Raw genomic sequence first — 21,702 nt, 5'->3', positions numbered from 1 at the left:
GCGTCCGCTCACTCGACAACCCGAAAGGGCGTATAGCCTCATGATGGAAAAAGTACAGAGGTTCGGCTCTGCCATGCTGGCACCCGTTCTTCTCTTCGCATTCGCTGGCCTCGCGGTCGGTATTGCGATCATTGCACAGAACGGCGACCTGATTCCCCTCGCTGCTGACAAGGAAAGCGCGTGGAACCACTTCTGGTCCGTTTGGGAGTCCGGCGCATGGACCGTCTTCAACCAGATGGAACTGCTCTTCGTGATCGGTCTGCCCATTGCACTGGCAAAGACCGCTAACGCACGTGCAGTGATGGAAGCTGCAATGGTCTACCTGACCTTCAACTACTTCGTCGGCGCCATGCTCAAGGTATGGGGCAAGGGCGGCACCGGTTTCTTCGACCTGGACTACACCACCGACATCTCTAAGAGCGCGGCAGGTACCGGTCTGAAGATGATCGCCGGTATCAAGACCATGGACACCGGTATCTTCGGTGCAATCATCATCTCTGCAATCGTGGTGTGGGTACACAACCGCTGGTTCGACAAGAAGCTGCCCGACTTCCTCGGTATCTTCCAGGGTTCCCAGTACGTCTACGGCGTCTGCTTCTTCCTGATGATGCCCGTGGCATTCCTGTTCTCCTGGCTGTGGCCCTACGCTCAGCACGGCATCTCCTCCCTGCAGGGCTTCTTCATCGCATCCGGCGCACTCGGCGTGTGGGTTTACACCTTCCTCGAGCGCTTCCTGATTCCGACCGGTCTGCACCACTTTATCTACTCCCCGTTCGTCTTCGGTAATGTTGTTACCCCGAACGGTATTGCTAAGGACTGGCCGACCCACCTGACCGAGTTCGCAAAGAGCGACAAGCCCCTGAAGGAACTGTTCCCCGGCGGCGGCTTCGCACTGCACGGTAACTCCAAGGTCTTTGCACCCATCGGTATCGCAGCGGCGTTCTACACCACTGCTCGTCCCGAGAAGCGCAAGGAAGTTCTCGCTCTGATGATCCCCGTCTGCCTCACCGCGATCCTGATCGGTATCACCGAGCCCCTCGAGTTCACCTTCCTGTTCCTTGCACCCCCGCTGTTCCTGGTCCACGCAATCCTGGCAGCAACCATGGCAGCAATCATGTACCAGCTGGGTCTGGTTGGTTACATGGGTGGCGGTCTGCTCGACTTCCTGTTCCAGAACTGGATCCCGCTGTGGGCAAACCACTCCGGCACCTACCTCATGCAGATTGGTGTGGGCCTGTGCTTCACCGTCCTGTACTTCGTGATCTTCCGCTTCATGATCCTGAAGTTCGACTTCAAGACCCCCGGTCGTGAAGAAGACGGCGGCGAGACCAAGCTCTACAGCAAGGCAGAGTACAAGGCTGCTAAGGCTGCTGAGAAGGACGGCGGCGCGGCAGCTCCCGCAGCTGACGGCGACCTCTACGCACCCCGCGCAGCAGGCTTCCTCGAACTGCTCGGTGGCGCAGAGAACATCACCACCGTGAACAACTGCGCAACCCGCCTGCGTGTCTCCGTTGCTGATGAGTCTCTCGTCAGCACCTCGGATGCAGACTTCAAGAATGCAGGTGCTCTGGGCCTCGTCCGCAAGGGCAAGGCATTCCAGGTCATCGTCGGTATGGACGTTCCCCAGGTTCGCGAGCGTTTCGAGACCATGGTGAACGAAGCTAAGACCCTCTCCTAAGAGACTTCAGCTTTCAACCGCCTGACGGCATAACGCCTCATAAGGTATAGACTTCGCCGGCGGTATCGGATAACACCGATGCCGCCGGCGAAGCTGTACCCGGACACGTACCAGGCGCATACCCAGCTCAAATCTGCTGGCATACACACTCAAAGTGAGAGATGACCGCCCTCACCCACCCTGGCCGATGACTCTAGAGCGTGTACTATTTATATATTGCTCACCATCGGATTCAGGAGCTTTGAGTGGATTTACAAGACGTCGTGAATGCGAACCAGCACCGATTCAGTGAAACTGAACGGGAAATTTTGGCATTCATGCTAGAAAATGAAGAGTTCGTTGCAGAGTCAACGATCAATTCTCTGGCACATAAAACTTATACTTCGACCAGCTCAATTATCCGCCTAACGAAGAAGCTGAACTTCTCCGGATTTGCTGAGTTGAAGTACTTCATTAAGTCCTCTCTGAACCGCAGCGAACCCTTCAACCCGCGGTTCATTGAGAGCGGCCGCGAAGACATTCAGCGCACCTACGACTACCTCGAGCACATGGAACTGAGCGGACTGCTCAAGCGCATCCATGAGGCTCGCACTGTGTACTGCTTCGGTACCGGCTACGCTCAGCGCAATGCCGTGCAGGAATTTGCCAAGTCCATGCAGGTTTGCGGTAAGTTCTGCCACGTCATTCCGGCACGTAATGAGTTCGAAAGCGCCATGAACAATATGACCCAGGACGATGTGGTCATCATTGTGTCTTTCTCCGGTCAGACCGAGAACATGCGCGAACACATTAAGATGCTGGCGCTGCGCCGCATCCCCATGATTGCGGTGACCGCCATTGGTGTGAACTACATGTCCTCGCACGCTGAGTACTCCCTGCACTACCAGACCACCCCCACCCACATCAGCACCCAGCGTAAGCCCTACTACTCCTTCGTTGCGCTGTCGGTGCTGCTGGACTACATCGTGCGCCGCTACATTGAACACGTTGAGAATGAGCGCCGCGAGTCTCTGCAGGACCAGGTGGATGATGCTCTCAACAGTGAGGGCGAAATCGACGCCTGACAAAGCATTACCGTGCCCACCTGCCCCTTCACTCACTCCTCCTGAATCCGACCGAATCCGCCTGAGATCATCTGAAAGAGACACCCTGTGACCGCAATTTTCGCGCTCATCGAAAACACCGAGAAGATGCGTAAGTACCTGTTCTGGTACCTCATGATCATCCCCGCGCTGCTACTGCTGTGGATTGCTCTGGGCGCAGCGAACTCCCAGATGGACTTCCAAGCAGCCCTGAAGATTCCCTTCTTCACCGTGGCTTTCCTGAACGCATGCCTCAGCCTGCTGCTGGGCGGCACCCTCAAATTTGCAAGTGCAGAGAACGAACGCACCGAACGAGCCTACGCCCTGTACCTGACCGTACTGCTGGTCATTATCGGTAACCTGCCCGGCGCAATCCTGAGCTTCTTCCTCTTCCGATCCCTGCGCTTCGGCAACCTGGAAGGCGAACTAGCACCCAAGTACCGTTGGGCACTTCTGCCCGCCCTGGTTTTCTATGTATTGGTGACCGTAGTGCTACTCGCCGCGAATATCGCAATGTGGTCGAAGTAAGCACAGAGGAACAGACAGCAAGCACGCGGGCACACTAAGCACGCAGGCGCACGCTGACACCCGCCCCGCTTGAAGTACAGCATGAGGCACCCGGGCAGAGGACCCCGGAAGAACCACCATCTTCGGTGTGTACGCGCAAACGTACACCGCACTGACCCACAAGGACACTCACGACGTGAACCAGATTCCCGAGCCTACCGACGCGCAACACGCACCCGGCACTCCGGCTGATACTGCTAAGCCCGCCGTAGCCGCCGCGACCTCAGCAGAGGAAACCCACGAAGTAGCCGACGAAATCAACATCGCCGAGCTGCCCGCACACCTGAACCCCGCCCACGAGGACTTCGATCCCTCGGCGGGGCTTGAGCGCTGGGCAGAACAGATGGACGTCTACACCGGCCCGGACGCGATGCTCGACTTCAACCAGGTCGACTACGTGCATATCGACCTGTCCGAAGCGAACCCCTCCGGTCTGGCTCAGCTACTCGCCGGACGCAAGACCCGCCTCTCCACGATCCTGCGCGACAAGTCGCAGCTCGAGGCGGGTATGCGCTCCGCCCGCACCCTGCGCACCAAGATTTACGAGCTCGCCACCGACCACGGCCTGGACTCAGGCTACTTCGTGGCGGGCACCGCCTCCTGGCTGTCACACGACACCCGCGAGGACGCCGCCGCCTACGAGAAGCGTTTCATCGCGCCGATTCTTATGGCACCGCTGAGCATCACTCCGCACCCGAAGGATGACGACTTCGAGCTGCGCCTCGCCGGTTCCGCACGCCTGAACCCGGCGATGGTCCGCCAGATCAAGCAGGAGTACGGCATCGACCTGGGCACCATGGACGTGGCGCAGCTGGCGAACTCCATGTCCCGTCTGGACCCCGAGCCGGTCATCGAGCGTATGCGCGCATCCGCCGGTCGTATTCCGGGCATGACCATTGAGTCGAAGTACTTCATCTCCACTTTTGCTGATCTGAAGGAAAGCCTGGGCGAGTTGCCGCACACCGCCATCACCCCGCTGGTTCGTGACCTGGCGGCACTGAAGGTTCCCGGCGTGAAGCCGCGCGAGCTCAACGCCCACAACCTGCAGCAGCCCCTGGACCAGCGCGACCCGGCAGAAGAAATGCTCCTGCTGGACGCTGACGCGAACGCCCAGGAGATTATCGACACCGCGGTCAGCGGTTTCTCCTTCACGATTACCGCGGCGCCCGGCACCGAGCCGCTGCGTACCGCCGTGAACATTGCTTCCGCCCTGATGGGTCGCGGTAAGTCCGTGCTCGTGGTGGGCGAGAAGCGCTCTACCCTGGCTGAATTCTCGGCGCTGCTCAAGCGCACCGGCATTGAGAGCCTGCGCTACGACCTGCTTGCCGAGCATGACGCTGAGGCTCAGCGCGCCGAGTTCATTCGCGCGATTGTGCGCAATGAGGGCGCGGAAGAGCCGAACTCTGAGGACCTGAACGAAGAGCTCGTGGCGACCCGTGCCGCGCTGCTCGACCACACTCGTGCCCTGCTGAACAAGGATGCGAACTGGCAGATTTCTGTCTACTCGGCGCTGCAGCGTTTGGCTGAGCTGACCGCCTCCGAGGACGGCCCGGCAACCCGTGTGCGTTTTGACCGCCCCATGCTTGATGCGCTCATGGAGCGTGAGCAGGTGCGCGCCGAGCTGGTGCGCCTGGGCGAGATTGACGGTTTTGCGGCGGCTTCGCGTACCTCCCCGTGGTACCGTGCCCGCCTGGTCAATGATGAGGAAGCCGCCGAGGCGTACGCCCTGGTCATTACCCTCAAGTCCTCCCTGCTGAACCTGCGCGAGGCGATGAACCGCACCAGCGCCATGCTGGGTCTGCGCCGCGGCCGCACCATCGCCGAGTGGGAGTCGCAGCTGGCGATTCTGATGCGCATCCGTGAGACACTCAAGCGTTTCCGCGCAGACGTCTACGACCGTCCAGTGACCGACCTGATTGCGGCGACTGCTTCGGGCGCGTGGCGTCGTGAGAACGGCATCGAGATGAGCAGCATGCAGCGTTCCCGCCTGCGCCGCGCGGCGAAGGAGTACATCCTGCCCGGCGTGAATATTGGTGACCTGCACGAGCAGCTGAAGGTGGTTCAGGCGGAGCGTGCCGAGTGGATTCGCCACATTGAGGCGCCCCGCACCCCGCAGATCCCGGAGAACCTGGATCAGCTGGCTGCCGCCCTGAACTCCCTGGTTTCTGAGCTGGCGGGCCTGGGTATTGTCCTGGCTGACACCGTTGAGGGCACCGACTTTGTGCGCACCGACCTGGACGCGCTGGATGCGCGCCTGGACGCCCTCATGGCGGACCGCGTGCTGCTGATGACCCTGCCTGAGCGTGATGCTCTGACCCAGAAGCTGCGTGAGCGCGGCCTGTCGGAGCTGCTCGATGACCTGTACGCACGTCAGGTTCCGATCGAGGTTGTTTCCGCTGAGCTGGAGCTTGCCTGGTGGCAGTCTGCCCTGGAATTCTTGCTGCAGCATCACGAAGGTAAGCTGCTGGACGGCGACCGTCTGCGCGATACGGAGTCCCGTTTCCGTCGCGCCGACTACGCCCACATGACCAGCGCCCCGGCGCGTCTGCTGGCGAAGATTGCGCGCGTGTGGACTGAACGTATTGAGTCTGAGCACGACCAGGCGGCGTACCTGAAGAGTCAGCTACGCGGCTACGAGTTCGTGCTCGAGGAGCTGTTGACTCACGCCCCGGTCATGGCGCGTACCCTGTTGCCGCTGTGGACTGCGAGCCCGTTCGCCCTGGCGCGTAAGGTTCCCGCCTCCATGCGTTTTGATACGGTGCTGTTGCTGGACTCCGAATCGACCCCGCTGGCGGCGAACCTGCCGGCGATTACCCGCGCCGACCAGGTGATTGCCCTGGGCGACCCGCATTCGGGTTACCCCTCGCCGTTCATCGTGTCCGCGCCGACTTTCGGTGCGCCCGAGCCGACCGACGAGCAGCTGGACAGCACCTTCGATGTGCTCGCTACCGTACTGCCCAACCGCACCTTGGCGATGCTACACCGCAGCATGGACCCGGTGATTCTGGACTACCTGAACCGTGAGTTCTACGGTTCGCAGCTACATGCGGCTCCGGTGAGCCGCGCCTCCTCTCAGCCTGCCGGTTCGCTGACCGTTGAGTACATTGATACTCGCGGTAAGGTCAGCGATAACGCGAACCTGGATTCGCCCGGTGTTGAGGTGGAGCGCGTGACAAACCTGGTGCTTGAGCACGCGTACCGTACCCCGGATCGTTCGCTGGCGGTGGTGACGGCAAGCCCGAAGCACGCTCAGCGTGTGGCTGAGTCGGTGCGTCACGCCCTGAGCCTGTACCCGCAACTGGCGCCGTTCTTCGCCGCTGGTGAGGAGTCTTTCCGCGTGGTCGACCTGACCCGCGCTGAGACCCTCGAGCGCGACACCGTGATTTTCTCCCTGGGTGTGGGTCGTGCCCGCCTGGGTCAGGCGTCCTACGATTTGGGTCAGCTGTCTGCTGAGCATGGCCGCCAGGGCTTTGTGGTGGCGTTGACTCGTGCACGCCGTGCCCTGCGCATTGTTTCGTGCATTGACCCCTCCGAGCTGGACCCGCAGAAGCTGCATCATGGCGCGGTAGATTTCTACCACCTGCTGCGTGAGCACGCGGAACGTCAGGCGCGTGAAGAGGCGGAGGCGAAGGCACAGCGCGTGCCTGAGACTCTGCCGCGCAACGCATTCTTGGCTGCCGACGATGCGGACACCCCGGATTTGGGCGACTGGCTGCTGAACGATTTGGTGGCGCGCCTGCAAGCTTGCGGTGTGCGTGTGAGCCGCGGTGAGGGCGATATCGCTCTGATTGCGCACGCCCCGGAGAAGCTGGCTGCTGAGCCTGTGCCCGCGCTGGGTGTGGCTCCCGTGGTGTCTTCGCAGCCGAGTGCTCCGGCGGCTATGCCGCTGGTGGCGTGCTCTGATGGCGAGCAGAATTACGCGCGTGCTTCGGTGCGTGAGCGTACCCGTCTGCTGCCGGAGCGTCTGAGCCGCACGGGCTGGAACTACATTACGCTGGGCACCCTGGAGGTGTTCGCCGATCCGGACGCTGTGGTGGCGCGCGTGCTGCACTACCTGGATATGGATGAGGGCGCTGAGGTTCGTGGCTAGTTATTCGTCTACGCCGAAGCCTCGCCGCGGTCACCGTCGTGTGAGCGGTGGCGGCTCGGTGAGCGGGGCTGAGCCTCTGCTGGTGGGTGTGACGACGCCTCCGGTGGTGGCTTCGGGTACTTCCTCTGCCGCGGGGGCTTCCCCGAAGAAAGCTGATGCTCAGCGCCAGAACTCCCAGAAAAACCAGAACTCCCAGAAGGCGGGTTCTCAGAGAACGGCTACTTCTGCGCAGCCGCTGACCCCGGAGGAGCGTGAGCGTCTGGAATGGATGCGTCAGCAGCGTCCTCCGCACTGGGGTAACAATATCGTGTAGCACCTCCGTACTGGGAGTGCTTCTTAAACGCCGAGGGGCGGGGCAACCTGTGTTGCCCCGCCCCTCGTTTTGGCTGGTGTGGAACTTCCGTTTAGGAGTTTCCCTTGTCGGTGCTGTAGAAGCCGGAACCTTTGAAGGTCACGCCGACGGTGTTGTAGCGCTTGCGCAGGGTTTCTTCGCCGCACTGCGGGCAGACGCGCAGTGCATCGTCGCTAAAGGACTGGCGCTGTTCAAAGACGTGGTTGCAATTCTTGCACTGGTAAACGTAGACCGGCATTTTGTCCTTCTGTATCCGTTTTCGCTGGGATGGTTTATTAACGTGGTTTGAGTGTACCGCTTTTGAAAGGTTGGGAGCTATTTGCGTTTTCTTCTCAAATAGCTATTTCTGTTTCTTTTCGTCTTTTTCGTGAGTGATTTTGTTGGTGTGTTCCTGCATATCTTTGCGTTTTTGCATAAAGATTTGGGTGTCAATCAAGAGCGAATCGGGCGTGGGTGAGCCGGGTGCTTTTAGCCCTGCTGGTGAGCGAGGAAAATGCCCCGCTCGGTGAGAATCACCGGTAGAATAGCGTCCCACTGGTCGTAGGGAATGGTTTCGTAGATTTCGTCGCTGAAGACAATGCCGATGCTCCGGCCGGTGAGCTGCTGGTCGCTGAGCAGGGGAATAATGCGGTCGTAGTAGCCGCCTCCCTGACCGAGGCGGTGCCCGCCGGCATCAAAGGCGAGTGCGGGGATGAGGCGCAGGTCGGCGTCGACGAAGGCGCGTTCGTCCTGTTCTTCGCCTTCGGGTTCCGGGATGCCCATGGGGCTGAGCGGATGCTCGACGGCAGGATCCCAGTGCACCCAGGCGAGTTTGCGACCGGGGCGTACGACGGGCACGAGGATGCGGTGTCCGTCCTTGTGCAGGCGGGTTAGTGCTTCGATGATGGGCGGCTCGGACTTGGTGGGCAGGTACGCCGCAATGGTGCCGGGGGAGTGGAGCCGCTGCGCGACCGCCTCGAGGATGTGGGCGGTGAAGAGCTCCTGCATCTGCTGCTGACCGCGTTCGCCGCGGTGGCTGCGCGCGGTGAGGCGGCGCGGGCGGATCTGGGAGCGGAGAATGTCTTTGTCCAGGGAGATGTCGTCTGGGCTGGCGCCGGCGTCGGAGTTGCTGGCGGCGGGTGCGGTGTTGAGGTGCATGGTGTGTCCCATCGTCGTTGCGGGTTGCGGGTGAAGGGGGAGCGTCCCGTAGAGGGAAGGGAGATGTGTTATTCCCGGGCTGAGAGGTATCCGCGAGTAAGGACGAAAACATCCTTGTAGGCTACGAAAATACCCGATTCTGCCGGGGCTGTAGATTCCACTTTTTAGTATAGGGTTTGAGAAAAATAGCGCTGAGTTCTGCGGGGCGCATTTTCTTTGCACGTCGAAGAATGTACTTGCGCGGATATGCAGTTAGTCACGTTGAAGATTTTTTCATGTCATAGTCGCGATAAATCGCCTTAAGTACTTTACAACTTAGGGTATTCTTGTGGCATGGCTACTGAAATTAAGTCTGTTACTAAGGCAGTTATTCCTGCTGCTGGTCTGGGCACCCGATTCCTGCCCGCAACGAAGGCAACCCCCAAGGAAATGCTCCCCGTCGTTGATCGCCCCGCGATTCAGTACGTGGTGGAGGAAGCAATCCGTGCCGGTCTGAATGACGTTCTGATGATTACCGGCCGTAACAAGCGTGCTCTCGAGGATCACTTCGACCGCGTTCCCGTTCTGGAGCAGCAGCTCGCTGAGCAGGGTAAGGACGCCCTGCTAGCATCTGTTGTTGAGACCAATGAGCTCGGTGGCGACCTGCACTACGTGCGTCAGGGTGACCCCAAGGGCCTGGGGCACGCTGTTCTGCGCGCAAAGCGCCACGTTGGTGACGAGGCATTCGCTGTTCTGCTCGGCGATGACCTGATTGACGAGAAGGAAGACCTGCTCTCCCGCATGGTGGAGGTTCAGGAGCGCACCGGCGGCTCCGTCGTTGCCCTGATGGAGGTTCCTCGCGAGGCTATTTCCGCTTACGGCGCAGCTGCTATTGAGGCTGTTGAGGGCGAAGACGGTTTCGTGAAGATCACCGGCCTGGTTGAGAAGCCTGCTGCTGATGAGGCTCCCTCGAACTACGCTGTGATTGGCCGTTACGTTCTGAGCTCGAAGGTCTTCGAGGTTCTGGAGAACACCGCTCCGGGCCGCGGCGGCGAGATTCAGCTGACCGACGCTCTGCAGACCCTGGCTCAGGGCGAGGGTGAAGGCGAAGGCGTCTACGGCGTGGTCTTCTCCGGCCGCCGTTTCGACACCGGTGACAAGCTGTCCTACCTGAAGGCAAACGTTATTCTTGCTGCTGAGCGCCCCGAGTTCGGTGACGACCTGCGCGCATGGCTGAAGGACTTTGTCGCAGAGAACTGCTAATTACTCTGCATCCGCTCTCTAAAGAGGGCAACCGATAAATACCAACCACGCTGAGGAAGGCGTTCTTTCCGGTGGGGCGTTTTAGCCCCAAGGGAGGGCGCCTTCCTTTGCGTCGTATGTGTCTATTATGTGCTTGGGGTGCTACTTGGGTGAGGGCCCAAGGCGTGCCTTGTGCAGGGACGCGACGACGTTGTAGTGTGCATATTCCTTCTGGGGTATATGTGCATATCCAGCCCGATTCTTGCCGCTTATGGAAAGCATTGGGAATATAAGGGTATGATTAAAGTCTAGGGATAAAGGGACGATAGAGGGCGACCTGAATATGACGCTTTTGAACACCTCCGGCGTGTTGGTAATTCTGACCGTGATTTTGCTGCTGTGGTTTGTGCCCAGGAGCCTGCGTCGCGCGCCCGCTGGCCCTGTCATGGAGCCTGAACGTCCCCTGATTAGTGCTGAGCGTACCGCGGAGGATATTCTCGCCTCCGCCGGTGTGCTGCTGAACGAGTCGGAGGCATACCAGTCCTCCGATCACGCGGTGGCACCGGGTACTTCTCTGCCGTCTTCTGCTCTTCCGCAGGTTTCTTCCCGTTCCTCCCACGCGGTGGAGGAATCCGCCCAGCCTGCGCCCGATACGGCTTCTATTTCGCAGATTCGCGAATCTTCCCCGACTGCCCCGTACACGGACGAGATTCCGGTGGTGGAGGACGCAAAGTCCTCGCCGCTGTCCTACTTTGATACTTCGAGCCCGAGCGGTATTGCCCTGCTGGTTGCTGCCGGTTTGGGTGTTCTTGCCCTGGTCACCGGCCTGTTGGCGCTCTTTGGTGTGCTGGCGTGGGGCTGGGCTGTTCTCTTGCTGATTCTTGCCGGCGGTGCATGGGCTGTGAGCCGTTTTGGTCTGCTGGAGTCTGTTGCTAACCAGGTCAAGGCAAGCCGTGATGCACGCCAAGCTAAGGCAGAAAATGATGAGGATGACGAAGCTGAGGACGAAGCCTACGAAGAGTCCGATGAACATGAAGAAGCCGGCGATGATGCTTCTGAGCCTGTAGAGGACTCGGCGGCTGAGGGTGTGGAGCCTGAAGTTGCTGAAGAGCCTGCACATCATGCTCGCCCCGCCACCCGTGAGGCTACTACCCGCAAGTCTATACACGGTGTGAACCGCGAGGCGGCACGCTCGAGCCGCGCGCACATCGCGGTGGAGTCCTCCGATGAGGCTCCCGAGGCGGCTCCTCGTGCGGAAGCGCCTGCTGCGGCACCTGCTCATTCTTCTCGTGCCGTACCTGCCCGTTCTGCCCGCGCGGCGGAGGCGCCCGTCGCACACCGTCAGGAGCGTCGCCAGCAGCGTCCGAGTCGATTCCAACCGATTCGCCGCGGTAGCGTGCTCTTTGATCAGGAGAGCGGTTCCGCTACTTCCTCCGGTGCACCGCGTACTGCGGCACAGCCTCAGCGGGTAGAGCAGGCTCCGGTTGATCCGAGCCAGCCTGTCCAGCCTCAGCCTGCACAGCCCGCTCAGGCACCCGTACAGGCTCCCGCCAAGCCGGTAGCAGCTCAGCCTGCACCAGCCACCCAGGCACCTGCACAGCCGGTAGCAGCTCCTGCTCAGCAGCCAGCTATTCAGTCGGATCAGCCGGTGGCTCGCCAGGCTCTGCGCGACGGCTCGCCCGTCCGTCAGGCACCTGCGGCACCTGCTACTCAGGCTCCCGCTCAGCCGATTCCCGAAGAGATTCCTCTGCCGGATGTCCTGGACGATTCCGAGTTCGATGCGCTGGATATCGCCTCGCTGAACGATTCGGTTCTTTCGACCGGTGCTACTGCGACCGGCGGTGTTCGTTCGACGAACCGTCACCCCGGTGCCGGCTCCTCCTTTGAGGCGGTTAGCAACACCTGGAACCCGGTTCAGCTGCCTAAGCCGCTGAGTGCACTGCACCGCCAGGACAAGAACCAGGGTAAGAAGTAGACTTTGCTCCAGATACGCATAAAACCCCGACAGTTCACACTGTCGGGGTTTTTGTATGCCTGGGGATGATTGGGAAGAAGTTAAAAAGAAAAGGAACCCCGTCCATGGGGTTCCTTTTCTAGCATCACACACAGGAAGAAAGTCTTCTAGACCGATTAGGAAGGCCTTCCCACAAGGCCTGCCCTATTCGGTAATAAAAATATATCCTAATTCCCGTGCGGGTGACAAGCTGAAAATAGCGACACCCTGTCAATAAACTAAGGTTGCCCTAAGTAAAATCCGCGCCATTGCAGGCGACAAGGGGCAATAACCCCCGGCTGAAAAAATTTAAAAAAATTTTCTGACCCCTCCAAAAGTCGAATAAGAAGCCTCAAAGAACCTTCAATCAGGTTAATATCGCCCACTCATGAGAGAATAGCCGGGTGAAAGATTGGTTTGACGCACTCCCGATTGAGGTTGCCCTAGCTTTCATGTGGGTGGTCGGAATCGTCCGCACCAGCATCGTGTACGCTCTTGGCGCGCTTGCTGCTGAAGGCGGTGCCCGCCTCGACCGCATCCGCAAAGCCATGGACAGCCCGCTCTACCGTAAAGCGCGCCGCTTGATTAATCGGTGGGGCGTTATTGCTGTGCCCCTCTGCTTTCTCACCGTGGGTCTGCAAACCGCGGTCATCATCACGACCGGCTTCACGAAAATGCCTCTGCGTCGCTGGGTTCCCGCGATGCTGGTTGGAACCTTCATGTGGGCGTGTATTTACACCACCATCGGCTTCGCAATTCTTGCGGCCCTCGGCCTGGAGCCGTGGATGTTCCCGCTCGCCCTTGCCATTGTTATCACGGTGCTGGTCATTGTGACTCAGCTGCGCGAACGCCGCATTAACCGCGAAACCGTTGAGAACACTGCGGATAACATCGCCGAGAACTAGTCCTACTTTCAGCGGGGGATAGGTGCACTATCTCGCCGGGTTGAGGCCACTCACCTACCCTCAATGCCCCCGCCCAAGATGTGCTAGCGTGGAGGGATGAGTTCATCCGCATCCTCCACCGCAGGCACCCCCGAAGAGCAGCCCGTCAACGACTCTGCCCTCACCGCAATCGACCCCGAGCAGAGCGCGCCCGAAAACGCTACCGACCAGGTAGAAAGCGAAGCGCCCACCGAGGCCCCCGCCCGCGTGTACCTGCATCCCGAGCAGCTGGCGATGATCCAGACCCCGGAGGCTCTGCCCATCCCCGTGCTCCAGCGTTCTATGCTGCGCATTAGCTACGTGCCCGCGATTATGCCCGGCAAGTGGTTCAACCGCTGGCACGAGCGTTACGGCGACCGCGTGCAGCTGGCGGAGGTGCCCGTGCGTGAGGCGCGCGGCCTGGACTCCCTGCATCAGGACCTGTGCCTGATTGATCCCGCCGCTAACCCCGCTGCTGGGTCCGCTACTGTATCCTCCGTTGAATCCGCCGCTGAGGCTGCAGAAGAGGGTGCTGCTGTCTCCGAGGCGCCCGCCGAGGTTAGCGCTGAGGCTACCGAGCACGCCCCCATTGAGCGTAAGGACGTACCCGAGAACCCCTTCGCACACATGAGCATTGTGCGCCCCGACCGCGAACCGGCAAGCACCGACGGCGAGAAGTACCACAGCATCCGCCTCTACGAGGAGCTGCCCGTGGTCATTCTGCCTGTGGACCACGTGCTCACCGTGCTTGATGAGGTGCCCGTGGAGGAGCTTGCCGAAGAGTTCCTGCTGCAGCCCGCCTCCGATATTCCCGCCTATGAGGAAGTCTCCCGTGCATGGCGTGAGAGTGCCGGTCGTATCGTGCCCGAAGGTCTGACCGATAAGGAAACCATCGAGCTGGTTGCCGCCGGTGTGGGCCTGTACATTGTGCCCATGTCCATTGCGCGTTTCTACCACCGCAAGGACCTCACCTACCGCCCCGTTGCGGGCCTGGACCTCTACCCGGTGCACCTGGTGTGGCCGCGTGCCCCCAAGGGCGAGCCGCGTAGCGAAGAGCTCGAAGCGCTCCTGCAGGACTTCATCGGTATTGTGCGTGGCCGCACCGCAACTAGTGAGCGCGGTAGCGAAACCCGACAGGCACGCGCCGAACGTATCGCCGCCGAAAAGGCAAAGGAAAAAGCGAAGGCACGAGCCGCCAACGCCCGCCGCGAAGCACGCGATAAAAAGCGCGCCAACGCCAAGAAAAACGGTAACGCGCGCCAGCACGCTCGACAGTCCGCCAAAGCCGCCAGCGCACGCCGCGGCAAGAAACGCTAACGAACGATAGACGGTAAAATCAAACCATGGCATTAGCAATGGAAACCCGACCCGCAGCCTACGCAGTGATCATTGAGCAGGGCAAGCTGCTCATGACCCGCTGGGTGCCCGAAGACCGCGCACTCAGCCCCCTCTGGTCCCTGCCCGGCGGCGGCATGGAACCCGGCGAACAGGCCGACGAAACCGCGCTGCGAGAGACCCTCGAAGAGACCGGCTACAGCGTCGCCATTGAAGACATTCTGGGCGTGCACGCCGGACACTTCCCCGTGCGTTCCACCCAGAAAGACCCGCAAGCGCTACCCTTCTGCGCCCTGCGGGTGGTTTTCCGTGCCCACATTGTCACCGGCGAACTGCGCCACGAAATCAACGGCTCCTCCGACACGGCACGCTGGGTACCCATCGCTGAGCTGGACACCATCCGCTACGGCACCCTCATCGACGAGGTCGCCTCCATGATGGGCTACTCCAACGCCGCCAGCTGGGCACGCGAATACCGCGAATTTCTTGCCGACGAAAACGCACGGAAGCTTCCCTAATGAACCGACTGATCCTCACCCGCCGTGCGGCGCTCACCTCCCTGGCGCTCATGCCGCTACTTGCCGCTTGCGGGAATAATGACGCAACCCCGCAGGTGGACCCTTCCGCGTCCAGCTACGGCACTCTGCGCATCGGCTACGGTGCTCTGCGTGAAATGCGCGCCGTAGCGCACGTGTACGCGCGCGCCCTGCGACAGATTGGCTACTCCGTTGAACTTGTTGACACCGACAACAGCCGCGCTACCGCCCTGCGCGGGCTCATGGTTCCTTCGGCTAACTCCGCCACCCCTACCGCTACTCTGCCCGACGATGAGGAAACCGGTAGCACCACTGCCGCCGCCCCTGAAGCGTTGGACCTGGTCATCGACTACAGCGGCGACCTACTGCTCTACCTGACCGACGACGGCAAAATCAGCCCCGCCGCCGCCCATAACGAACGTATCGCCGCCTCCGTGAGTGCCTCCGCTCAAGCCGCAGGCGTGACCCTGCCCCCGGCAGCTACCCCCACCGCGGAGGAGAGCACCGCCTCCGCGCATGCTACGGACGGTACCGCGAGCCCCACCGCAAGCTCCACCCGCTCCGCAGACCCCATCAACCTGCGCGCCATGAGCACCACCGACATGACCAACGCCATCTCGCGCATCCTGCCCGAAGAGCTCATGCTTCTCAACGGTGCTAGCGCCACCAACAAGGATGTGCTGGTCACTACCCGCGCCGTGAGCGCCCGCCACAAGCTCAACTCCCTCGCGAACCTGCGCGATGTGCAGTCTTCCCTGGTGTTCTCCATCCCGACCGGGTACTCCAGCGGCACCTACGGCGTGGATTCTTTGCGTAGCCTCTACCGTTACCGTGTGCACGACCCGAAGATTCAGGACGACCCCGCCGAGCGCGTCAACGCCCTCACCGCAGACACCGTGCAGGTGACCCTGCTGCACAGCAGCGACTCCGCGATTGAAGAGAATCGCCTGGTCACCCTGGAAGACCCCTCGACGGCGCTTTTGCAGCAGCAACTGGTGCCCATTATCCGCCGTACCCTGCCAGATAGCGCCCGGACGGCAATTAACCGCGTATCATCTACATTAGACACGGGTAACCTCTCGTTCCTGTTGCGTCTGACTAGCGGTTCCAACCCCATCGCAGATGATGACGCAGCACAATTCATTTTGGATCACCCTAGAAAGTAAATCATCATGACGAAGTACCGTCAGTCCTCAAAGTTGAGCAACGTCCTGTACGACATCCGCGGCCCTATTCTGGATGAAGCCAATCGCATGGAAGCGATGGGCCACCGCATCCTCAAGCTGAACATTGGTAACCCCGCACCCTTCGGCTTTGAGGCGCCGGATGCCATCATGATGGATATCATTCGTCACCTGCCCGAAACTCAGGGCTACTCTGACTCCCGCGGCCTCTACTCGGCACGTACCGCCATTGTGCACCACTACCAGAACCGCGGCATCATGAACCTCGACACCGAATCTATCTACTTGGGTAACGGTGTGTCTGAGCTGATCCCGATGACCCTGCAGGCACTGTGCGAGACCGGCGACGAAATCCTGGTCCCCATGCCCGACTACCCGCTGTGGACCGCAGCCACCGCGCTGGTCGGCGGCAAGCCCGTGCACTACCTCTGCGATGAGGAAAACAACTGGTACCCGGACATCGAAGACATTAAGTCGAAGATTACCGAGCGTACCAAGGGAATCGTGGTTATTAACCCGAACAACCCCACCGGTGCCGTCTACCCGCGTTCCGTGCTTAAGCAGATTGTGGATGTGGCACGCGAACACGGTCTGGTCGTGTTCTCTGACGAAATCTACGAAAAGATTACCTACGATGGCGCTGAAGCCATCAACATGGCAACCCTCACCGGCGACGACGTGCTCTGCCTGACCTTCTCCGGCCTGTCCAAGGCATACCGCGTCTGCGGTTACCGTGCGGGTTGGGTCGCTATCACCGGCCCGAAGAAGGACGCTTCCAGCTACCTGGAAGGCATTCACCTGCTCGCCTCCATGCGCCTGTGCGCCAACGTTCCGGCACAGCACGCCATCCAGACCGCGCTCGGCGGCTACCAGTCCATTAACGAGCTGATTGTTCCCGGCGGCCGCCTGTACGAGCAGCGCACCCTGGCGCACAAGATGCTCAACGAGATTGACGGCATCAGCTGCACCAGCGCGGACGGTGCGCTCTACCTGTTCCCGAAGATTGATGTTGAGCGCTTCGACATTACCGACGACGAGCAGTTCGCCCTGGATCTGCTGAAGAGCCAGAAGATTCTCTTCAGCCACGGCCGCGCGTTTAACTGGAAGGACCCGGACCACTTCCGTCTGGTGTTCCTGCCCGATACGCAGACCCTCACCAGCGCCCTGGAGCGCCTGGGTAACTTCATGGCTGACTACAAGCAGAAGCACTAGCCCTGCTGTCTCTGCCTTGTGACAGATAGAAATAGCCTGCCCCGCAGTTCTGATGAGCTGCGGGGCAGGCTATTTTTATTTGACAGCTGGCGGATGTGCCAGAACGGGTGCTGGAAACGGCTTTAGTTTGCCGGGCTCTCCTGACCGCCCTGCTGTGCGCCGCGTGCCGCGTTCAGGCGCTCCTGCGCGCCCTGCAGCCACGCCTCGCAGCGGGCGGCAAGCGCCTCGCCACGCTCCCACAGGGCGATGGAGGTCTCCAGGTCGCTGGCGCCGGACTCCAGCTGGCGCACGACCTGCTCCAGCTCGGCACGCGCCTGCTCGTAGCCGAGGGTTTCGACGGGTGCGCCCAACTCGGCGCTGTTGAAGCTAATGTTCTCGCTCATTGAGGAACCTTTCAGGGGTAAAAACTAGGGATAAAAACTAGGGGTATCGAGGTTTAGGAGATGTTTGAGGGATCCGTAGAAGTCACGGTTGCCTGCGCCGAACCGGTCGCCGCACGCACCGTAATCTGCTCGCCCTCGCTCAGCGCCGAAGCGTCACGCACAATAGCGCCCGCGGCATCCTGAACGATAGAGTAGCCGCGGTTGAGCGTCTGCGCAGGCGAGAGCGAACGCACCCGCGCTAACGTATGCGACAGAGTCGCCGACTCACGCTCCAAGCGGTGCTGCACCGAACGGTGAGCGCGCTCGCGTAGCTGGCTCAGCTCCTCCACACGCATGAGCAGGGAGGACTCCGGGTGGGTGAGCACCGGGCGGCTTCGCAGCTGCGCAATGTAGTTCATCTGCATGCCCACGTAGCCGAGCACCGCACGGTCCAGGCGGGCGCGAGCCTCGGTGATGCGGGCGGTTTCCTCCGAAATATCGGGCACGATGCGCTTACCCGCATCGGTGGGGGTGGAGGCGCGCAGATCCGCGACCGCATCGAGGATGGGGGAGTCCGCCTCGTGACCGATTGCCGAGACCACCGGGGTGGTGGCCGCCGCGACGGCGCGGATGAGCGCTTCCTCAGAGAAGGGCAGCAGGTCTTCGAAGGAGCCGCCGCCTCGGGCGATGACGATGACGTCCACCTCTGGGTGGGCGTCCAGTTCGGCGAGCGCGGCAATGACCTCAGCCGCCGCGCCTTCACCCTGCACGCGGGTATTGCGCACCTCGAAGACCACGCCGGGCCAGCGCAGGGAGGCGTTGCGGATAACGTCCTTCTCCGCGTCAGAATCGCGACCGGTAATCAGACCCACACGATTCGGCAGCATGGGCAGCGGCTTCTTCCGCGCGTCAGAGAACAGCCCCTCAGCGGCGAGAGCTTCACGTAGACGCTGCAGCTGCTCGTGCAGGTTGCCGGTGCCGACCGCGTACACTTCCTTGCCGATGAGGGAGAGCTTGCCGTTCTTCCACAGGCTCGGCTTGGCGCGGGTGACGATGCGAGCGCCTACGGTCACATCAGCCGCCAGGCCGCTACCGGCACGCCCGAAGAGCGCGAGGGTGAAGGAGAAGTCTTCGTTGAGGTCTTTGAGCTCCATGAAGACGTTGCCACCGCGGCCGTTGAGGGAGGCGACTTGCGCCTCCACCCAGAGCTCGGGAACCTTGTCTACGTAGTTTTTGAGGTTCTGCGCGAGCAGGGCGAGGGGCCAGGGGTTGGTGGCGGTGGTTTCCTGAGACTTCCCGGGAAGCTGCCGCTCGTGCACGGGCGGCACCACCAGCGCGGGTGCCGGCTGCGCTGCGGAGGGGTTGTAGAAGTTCATAATCTCTATTGTCCCTGATTGGTCGGTTATGCGCCTGCGCACAGGTCAGCCTGGCGACTCGGGTAGCTTGCACGCAGTGCAGGCAGAACTTAGCTTCTGGCGCATTCTGCGGGTCTGAATCGGCTTTGAACACTGTGAGCGGGTACCCTAGGCTCATGCGCTCACCCGATCAGTCAGCACATCAGAACAACGCCCTCAACACCGCCGCGGCTTCGTCAGCGGCGGGTACTGGCGCGCAAAACTACCCGGCGGACGCGACCCGAGTCGTCGATACTCGGATTACCCGCACGGACGGCTACTATACGGCGGATGAAGACACCACTCTGCTACAGCCCACGCGCACGCTCGGCCACGCCGCAGCCTCCACCAAGGCTGAACTGCATGCCGCCCCCGAGCCTCCTTTTGCGGCAGGTTTGCGGAGGTTCCTGACCGTTGTGCTGTGCGCCCTGGCCCTGGTGACCGGTCTGGGTGCAACCGCGGGTGCCTGGGTGAACTCCAAGCTCATGTCAGAGCGCGGTTTCTCGCAGATTTCCTCCAACCTGGCGGAGGATTCGCAGCTCGCCTCGCGCATCGCGGACGGCGCAGTCGAAGACCTCATGAAGTCGGAGGCTATGACAACCTTCCTCGACGGCACCAAACAAAGCGGCTTATACTCCATTCTTGTAAAGCCGACACAAGACGGCATACGTTCCATGCTCAACCGTTCCGCGGCTGAGCTGTCAAAAACTGAAGAATATCGAAGCCTCTGGAAGGAAATAGCCGAGGAAACTCGCCGCTACAACCTTGAACACCAGGACGGCCCCGCCGTCATTGTGCTCACCCCCTTCTACCGTGCGCTGGACGCGAAGGTCGGCTCTATCGGCTCCTTCGACCCTGACCTGACCAAGCTCGGCCCTGAAACCCTCAACATTGACCGGGTGAAGGACGGCAACAGTCAGCAGGGACAACAGGAGCAGCAGGAGTGGTTCCTGCACGCAGGCATTAACCGTGCCGCCGCGCTGGGCAAGTCCACCATGCCGCTGACCATCATTTCGGTGCTGAGCCTGCTGCTGGCTACGCTGCTGGCACCCAGGCACCGCATCCTGGTGCCGGTGTTCACGGCTCTGCTCTACGCCCTGCTGGGCTGGGGCGCGGCAGCCTGGTTCGGCGGCCAAACCCCTGAATCCCTGGGAATTACCAGCCACAGCACCGCCGGAACGGCGCTGATTACCGGGGTATGGAACCAGCTTGCACCGTCACTGACCGGGCACTTGCAGGCGGCGGCAAGCTACGGGCTGGTCATGGCGATTCTCGCCCTGCTGATCGGTATTCTGATTCGCCTCATCGCCCTGGGACGTAGCTCTGCGAGCGGTGCCACAGTCATCACACACTAAAAGTCCGAACAACGTAGGATAGTAATCATGTCCACTGAAACTATTGCCCTGGGCCTGCCGCCCGTACCCCGCGAGCGCCGCAGCCGCGCCGACGTTGAAGCCGCCGCACCCGTCAACGGCGAGAAGAAGGTCCTGCTCGCCACCCCGCGCGGTTACTGCGCCGGCGTTGACCGTGCCGTGATTGCTGTCGAGAAGGCGCTGGAACACTACGGCGCGCCCGTCTACGTGCGCAAGCAGATTGTTCACAACCGCCACGTGGTGGAGACCCTGGAAAAGCAGGGCGCAATCTTCGTTGATGAAGTGGACGAAGTACCCGAAGGTTCCGTGACCGTGTTCTCCGCGCACGGAGTGTCCCCCGCAGTGGTTTCGGCTGCCGGTGAGCGCTCGCTGAACACCATTGACGCGACCTGCCCCCTGGTGAACAAGGTGCACCGCGAAGCTGTGCGCTTCGCCAAGCAGGACTACGACATCCTGCTCATTGGTCACACCGGCCACGAAGAGGTCGAAGGTACCGCAGGTGAGGCGCCCGAGCACATCCAGATCGTGAACTCGCCCGACGAGGTGGACCAGGTGACCGTCCGCAACCCGGAAAAGGTCGTCTGGATTTCTCAGACCACCCTGTCCGTGGACGAGACCCTCGAAACCGTGGCGCGTCTGCGTGAGCGTTTCCCGTCCCTGCAGGATCCGCCCTCGGACGACATCTGCTACGCAACCTCCAACCGCCAGGGCGCTATCAAGGAGATCGCTCCGCGCGCAGACCTGGTGATTGTGGTCGGTTCGGCGAACTCCTCGAACTCCGTGCGCCTGAAGGAAGTAGCACTCGAATACGGCGCTAAGCGTGCCGAGCGTGTGGACTTCGCACACCAGGTCGACGAATCCTGGTTCGAGGGTGTAGCAACCGTGGGCCTGACCTCCGGCGCGTCCGTGCCCGAGGTTCTGGTTCAGGAGGTGCTGGCTCTGCTCGCCGAGTACGGCTACAGCACCATCGAAGAGGTCGAGACCGCGAAGGAAGATATTCTCTTCTCCCTGCCGAAGGAACTGCGTTCCGCTCTGAAGAATGACGAGAACGTGGGCCGCCAGCTCGGTGGCCGCGGCGCTAAGCCCACTCGTTAAAGGCTTGCTCAAGAGCTTATAGATCCCCGTATCTTCTCCCGTTTGGGATTGGATACGGGGATTTTTGTATCTGCTGTGCAGGATGCACGGGTAGGGGTATTTGCACAGCTTTTGCTGTCACGCCACGCGGGGGAGTGCCCCCTCTGCGGCGCTGGGGCGCCTTGAGGA

General features: G+C 61.1%; 18 protein-coding genes. 14 read left to right on the top strand and 4 right to left on the bottom strand.

Translation table 11 applies throughout. The annotated features are described in order from the left end of the window. The first annotated feature begins 40 nt into the window (after positions 1-40). The 5 genes from HMPREF2980_RS06640 to HMPREF2980_RS06620 all read left to right on the top strand — a co-directional run bounded on the left by HMPREF2980_RS06640 (position 41) and on the right by HMPREF2980_RS06620 (position 7,730). Positions 41-1,678, top strand: coding sequence for an alpha-glucoside-specific PTS transporter subunit IIBC (locus HMPREF2980_RS06640; RefSeq protein WP_070690977.1), 1,638 nt, complete (start codon positions 41-43; stop codon positions 1,676-1,678). Between the two features lie 245 nt (positions 1,679-1,923). After that, positions 1,924-2,742: a MurR/RpiR family transcriptional regulator gene (locus HMPREF2980_RS06635; RefSeq protein ID WP_070690974.1), complete on the top strand. Its 819-nt coding sequence runs from the start codon at positions 1,924-1,926 to the stop codon at positions 2,740-2,742. An 87-nt stretch (positions 2,743-2,829) separates the two neighbouring features. Further along, entirely contained in the window at positions 2,830-3,288 is a 459-nt protein-coding gene (locus HMPREF2980_RS06630) for a cell shape determination protein CcmA (protein ID WP_070690971.1), read from the top strand. 127 nt (positions 3,289-3,415) lie between these two features. After that, on the top strand, positions 3,416-7,417 hold the full coding sequence (locus HMPREF2980_RS06625) for a DEAD/DEAH box helicase (RefSeq protein ID WP_070690969.1): 4,002 nt from the start codon (positions 3,416-3,418) through the stop codon (positions 7,415-7,417). Then, positions 7,410-7,730 carry a hypothetical protein gene (locus HMPREF2980_RS06620; protein WP_141755948.1) on the top strand — a complete coding sequence of 107 codons (321 nt, stop codon included), beginning with the start codon at positions 7,410-7,412 and terminating at the stop codon, positions 7,728-7,730. The genes HMPREF2980_RS06625 and HMPREF2980_RS06620 overlap by 8 nt, the downstream gene beginning before the upstream one ends. A 91-nt stretch (positions 7,731-7,821) precedes the next feature. Here HMPREF2980_RS06620 and HMPREF2980_RS06615 read toward each other — a convergent pair whose 3' ends face one another. Continuing rightward, positions 7,822-8,007 carry an FmdB family zinc ribbon protein gene (locus HMPREF2980_RS06615; protein WP_005505091.1) on the bottom strand — a complete coding sequence of 62 codons (186 nt, stop codon included), beginning with the start codon at positions 8,005-8,007 and terminating at the stop codon, positions 7,822-7,824. A 230-nt stretch (positions 8,008-8,237) separates the two neighbouring features. Continuing rightward, positions 8,238-8,906, bottom strand: coding sequence for a 5-formyltetrahydrofolate cyclo-ligase (locus tag HMPREF2980_RS06610; RefSeq protein WP_246823698.1), 669 nt, complete (start codon positions 8,904-8,906; stop codon positions 8,238-8,240). A gap of 333 nt (positions 8,907-9,239) precedes the next feature. Between HMPREF2980_RS06610 and galU the strand changes: the two genes are divergently transcribed. The 7 genes from galU to HMPREF2980_RS06575 all read left to right on the top strand — a co-directional run bounded on the left by galU (position 9,240) and on the right by HMPREF2980_RS06575 (position 17,310). Continuing rightward, the gene (gene galU / locus HMPREF2980_RS06605; protein WP_070642885.1) at positions 9,240-10,148 is read left to right on the top strand and encodes a UTP--glucose-1-phosphate uridylyltransferase GalU; all 909 of its coding nucleotides are present in this window, start codon (positions 9,240-9,242) and stop codon (positions 10,146-10,148) included. Positions 10,149-10,470: 322 nt separating this feature from the next. Beyond that, positions 10,471-12,102 (top strand): hypothetical protein, encoded by a 1,632-nt coding sequence (locus HMPREF2980_RS06600; protein WP_070690961.1) that lies wholly within the window; start codon positions 10,471-10,473, stop codon positions 12,100-12,102. A gap of 422 nt (positions 12,103-12,524) precedes the next feature. Further along, positions 12,525-13,025 carry a DedA family protein gene (locus HMPREF2980_RS06595; RefSeq protein ID WP_049341824.1) on the top strand — a complete coding sequence of 167 codons (501 nt, stop codon included), beginning with the start codon at positions 12,525-12,527 and terminating at the stop codon, positions 13,023-13,025. Positions 13,026-13,121: 96 nt separating this feature from the next. Further along, entirely contained in the window at positions 13,122-14,360 is a 1,239-nt protein-coding gene (locus HMPREF2980_RS06590) for a LysR substrate-binding domain-containing protein (RefSeq protein WP_070593701.1), read from the top strand. A 26-nt stretch (positions 14,361-14,386) separates the two neighbouring features. Then, complete coding sequence (locus tag HMPREF2980_RS06585; protein ID WP_005508451.1) at positions 14,387-14,896, top strand: NUDIX domain-containing protein; 510 nt, start codon at positions 14,387-14,389, stop codon at positions 14,894-14,896. Further along, the gene (locus HMPREF2980_RS06580; RefSeq protein WP_070688560.1) at positions 14,896-16,080 is read left to right on the top strand and encodes a glycine betaine ABC transporter substrate-binding protein; all 1,185 of its coding nucleotides are present in this window, start codon (positions 14,896-14,898) and stop codon (positions 16,078-16,080) included. The genes HMPREF2980_RS06585 and HMPREF2980_RS06580 overlap by 1 nt, the downstream gene beginning before the upstream one ends. Before the next feature lie 6 nt (positions 16,081-16,086). After that, a complete protein-coding gene (locus HMPREF2980_RS06575) occupies positions 16,087-17,310 on the top strand; it encodes a pyridoxal phosphate-dependent aminotransferase (protein ID WP_005508453.1) in 1,224 nt (407 codons plus the stop codon). A 122-nt stretch (positions 17,311-17,432) separates the two neighbouring features. On the opposite strand, the gene HMPREF2980_RS06570 is transcribed toward HMPREF2980_RS06575, so the two are convergent. Both HMPREF2980_RS06570 and xseA read right to left on the bottom strand, forming a co-directional pair. Beyond that, positions 17,433-17,693: an exodeoxyribonuclease VII small subunit gene (locus HMPREF2980_RS06570; protein ID WP_049341827.1), complete on the bottom strand. Its 261-nt coding sequence runs from the start codon at positions 17,691-17,693 to the stop codon at positions 17,433-17,435. 53 nt (positions 17,694-17,746) lie between these two features. Continuing rightward, a complete protein-coding gene (xseA, locus tag HMPREF2980_RS06565; RefSeq protein WP_044150242.1) occupies positions 17,747-19,048 on the bottom strand; it encodes an exodeoxyribonuclease VII large subunit in 1,302 nt (433 codons plus the stop codon). A 155-nt stretch (positions 19,049-19,203) separates the two neighbouring features. Between xseA and HMPREF2980_RS06560 the strand changes: the two genes are divergently transcribed. Beyond that, positions 19,204-20,421, top strand: coding sequence for a dehydrogenase (locus tag HMPREF2980_RS06560; protein ID WP_070666121.1), 1,218 nt, complete (start codon positions 19,204-19,206; stop codon positions 20,419-20,421). A 27-nt stretch (positions 20,422-20,448) separates the two neighbouring features. After that, a complete protein-coding gene (locus HMPREF2980_RS06555; RefSeq protein WP_049341830.1) occupies positions 20,449-21,534 on the top strand; it encodes a 4-hydroxy-3-methylbut-2-enyl diphosphate reductase in 1,086 nt (361 codons plus the stop codon). The last annotated feature ends 168 nt before the right edge of the window (positions 21,535-21,702 follow it).

Origin of the sequence: Rothia sp. HMSC076D04 (assembly GCF_001814645.1) — a bacterium.
In the GTDB taxonomy this organism is placed as follows: Bacteria; Actinomycetota; Actinomycetes; order Actinomycetales; family Micrococcaceae; genus Rothia; species Rothia mucilaginosa.
This window is presented reverse-complemented; position numbering and strand designations above follow the sequence as displayed.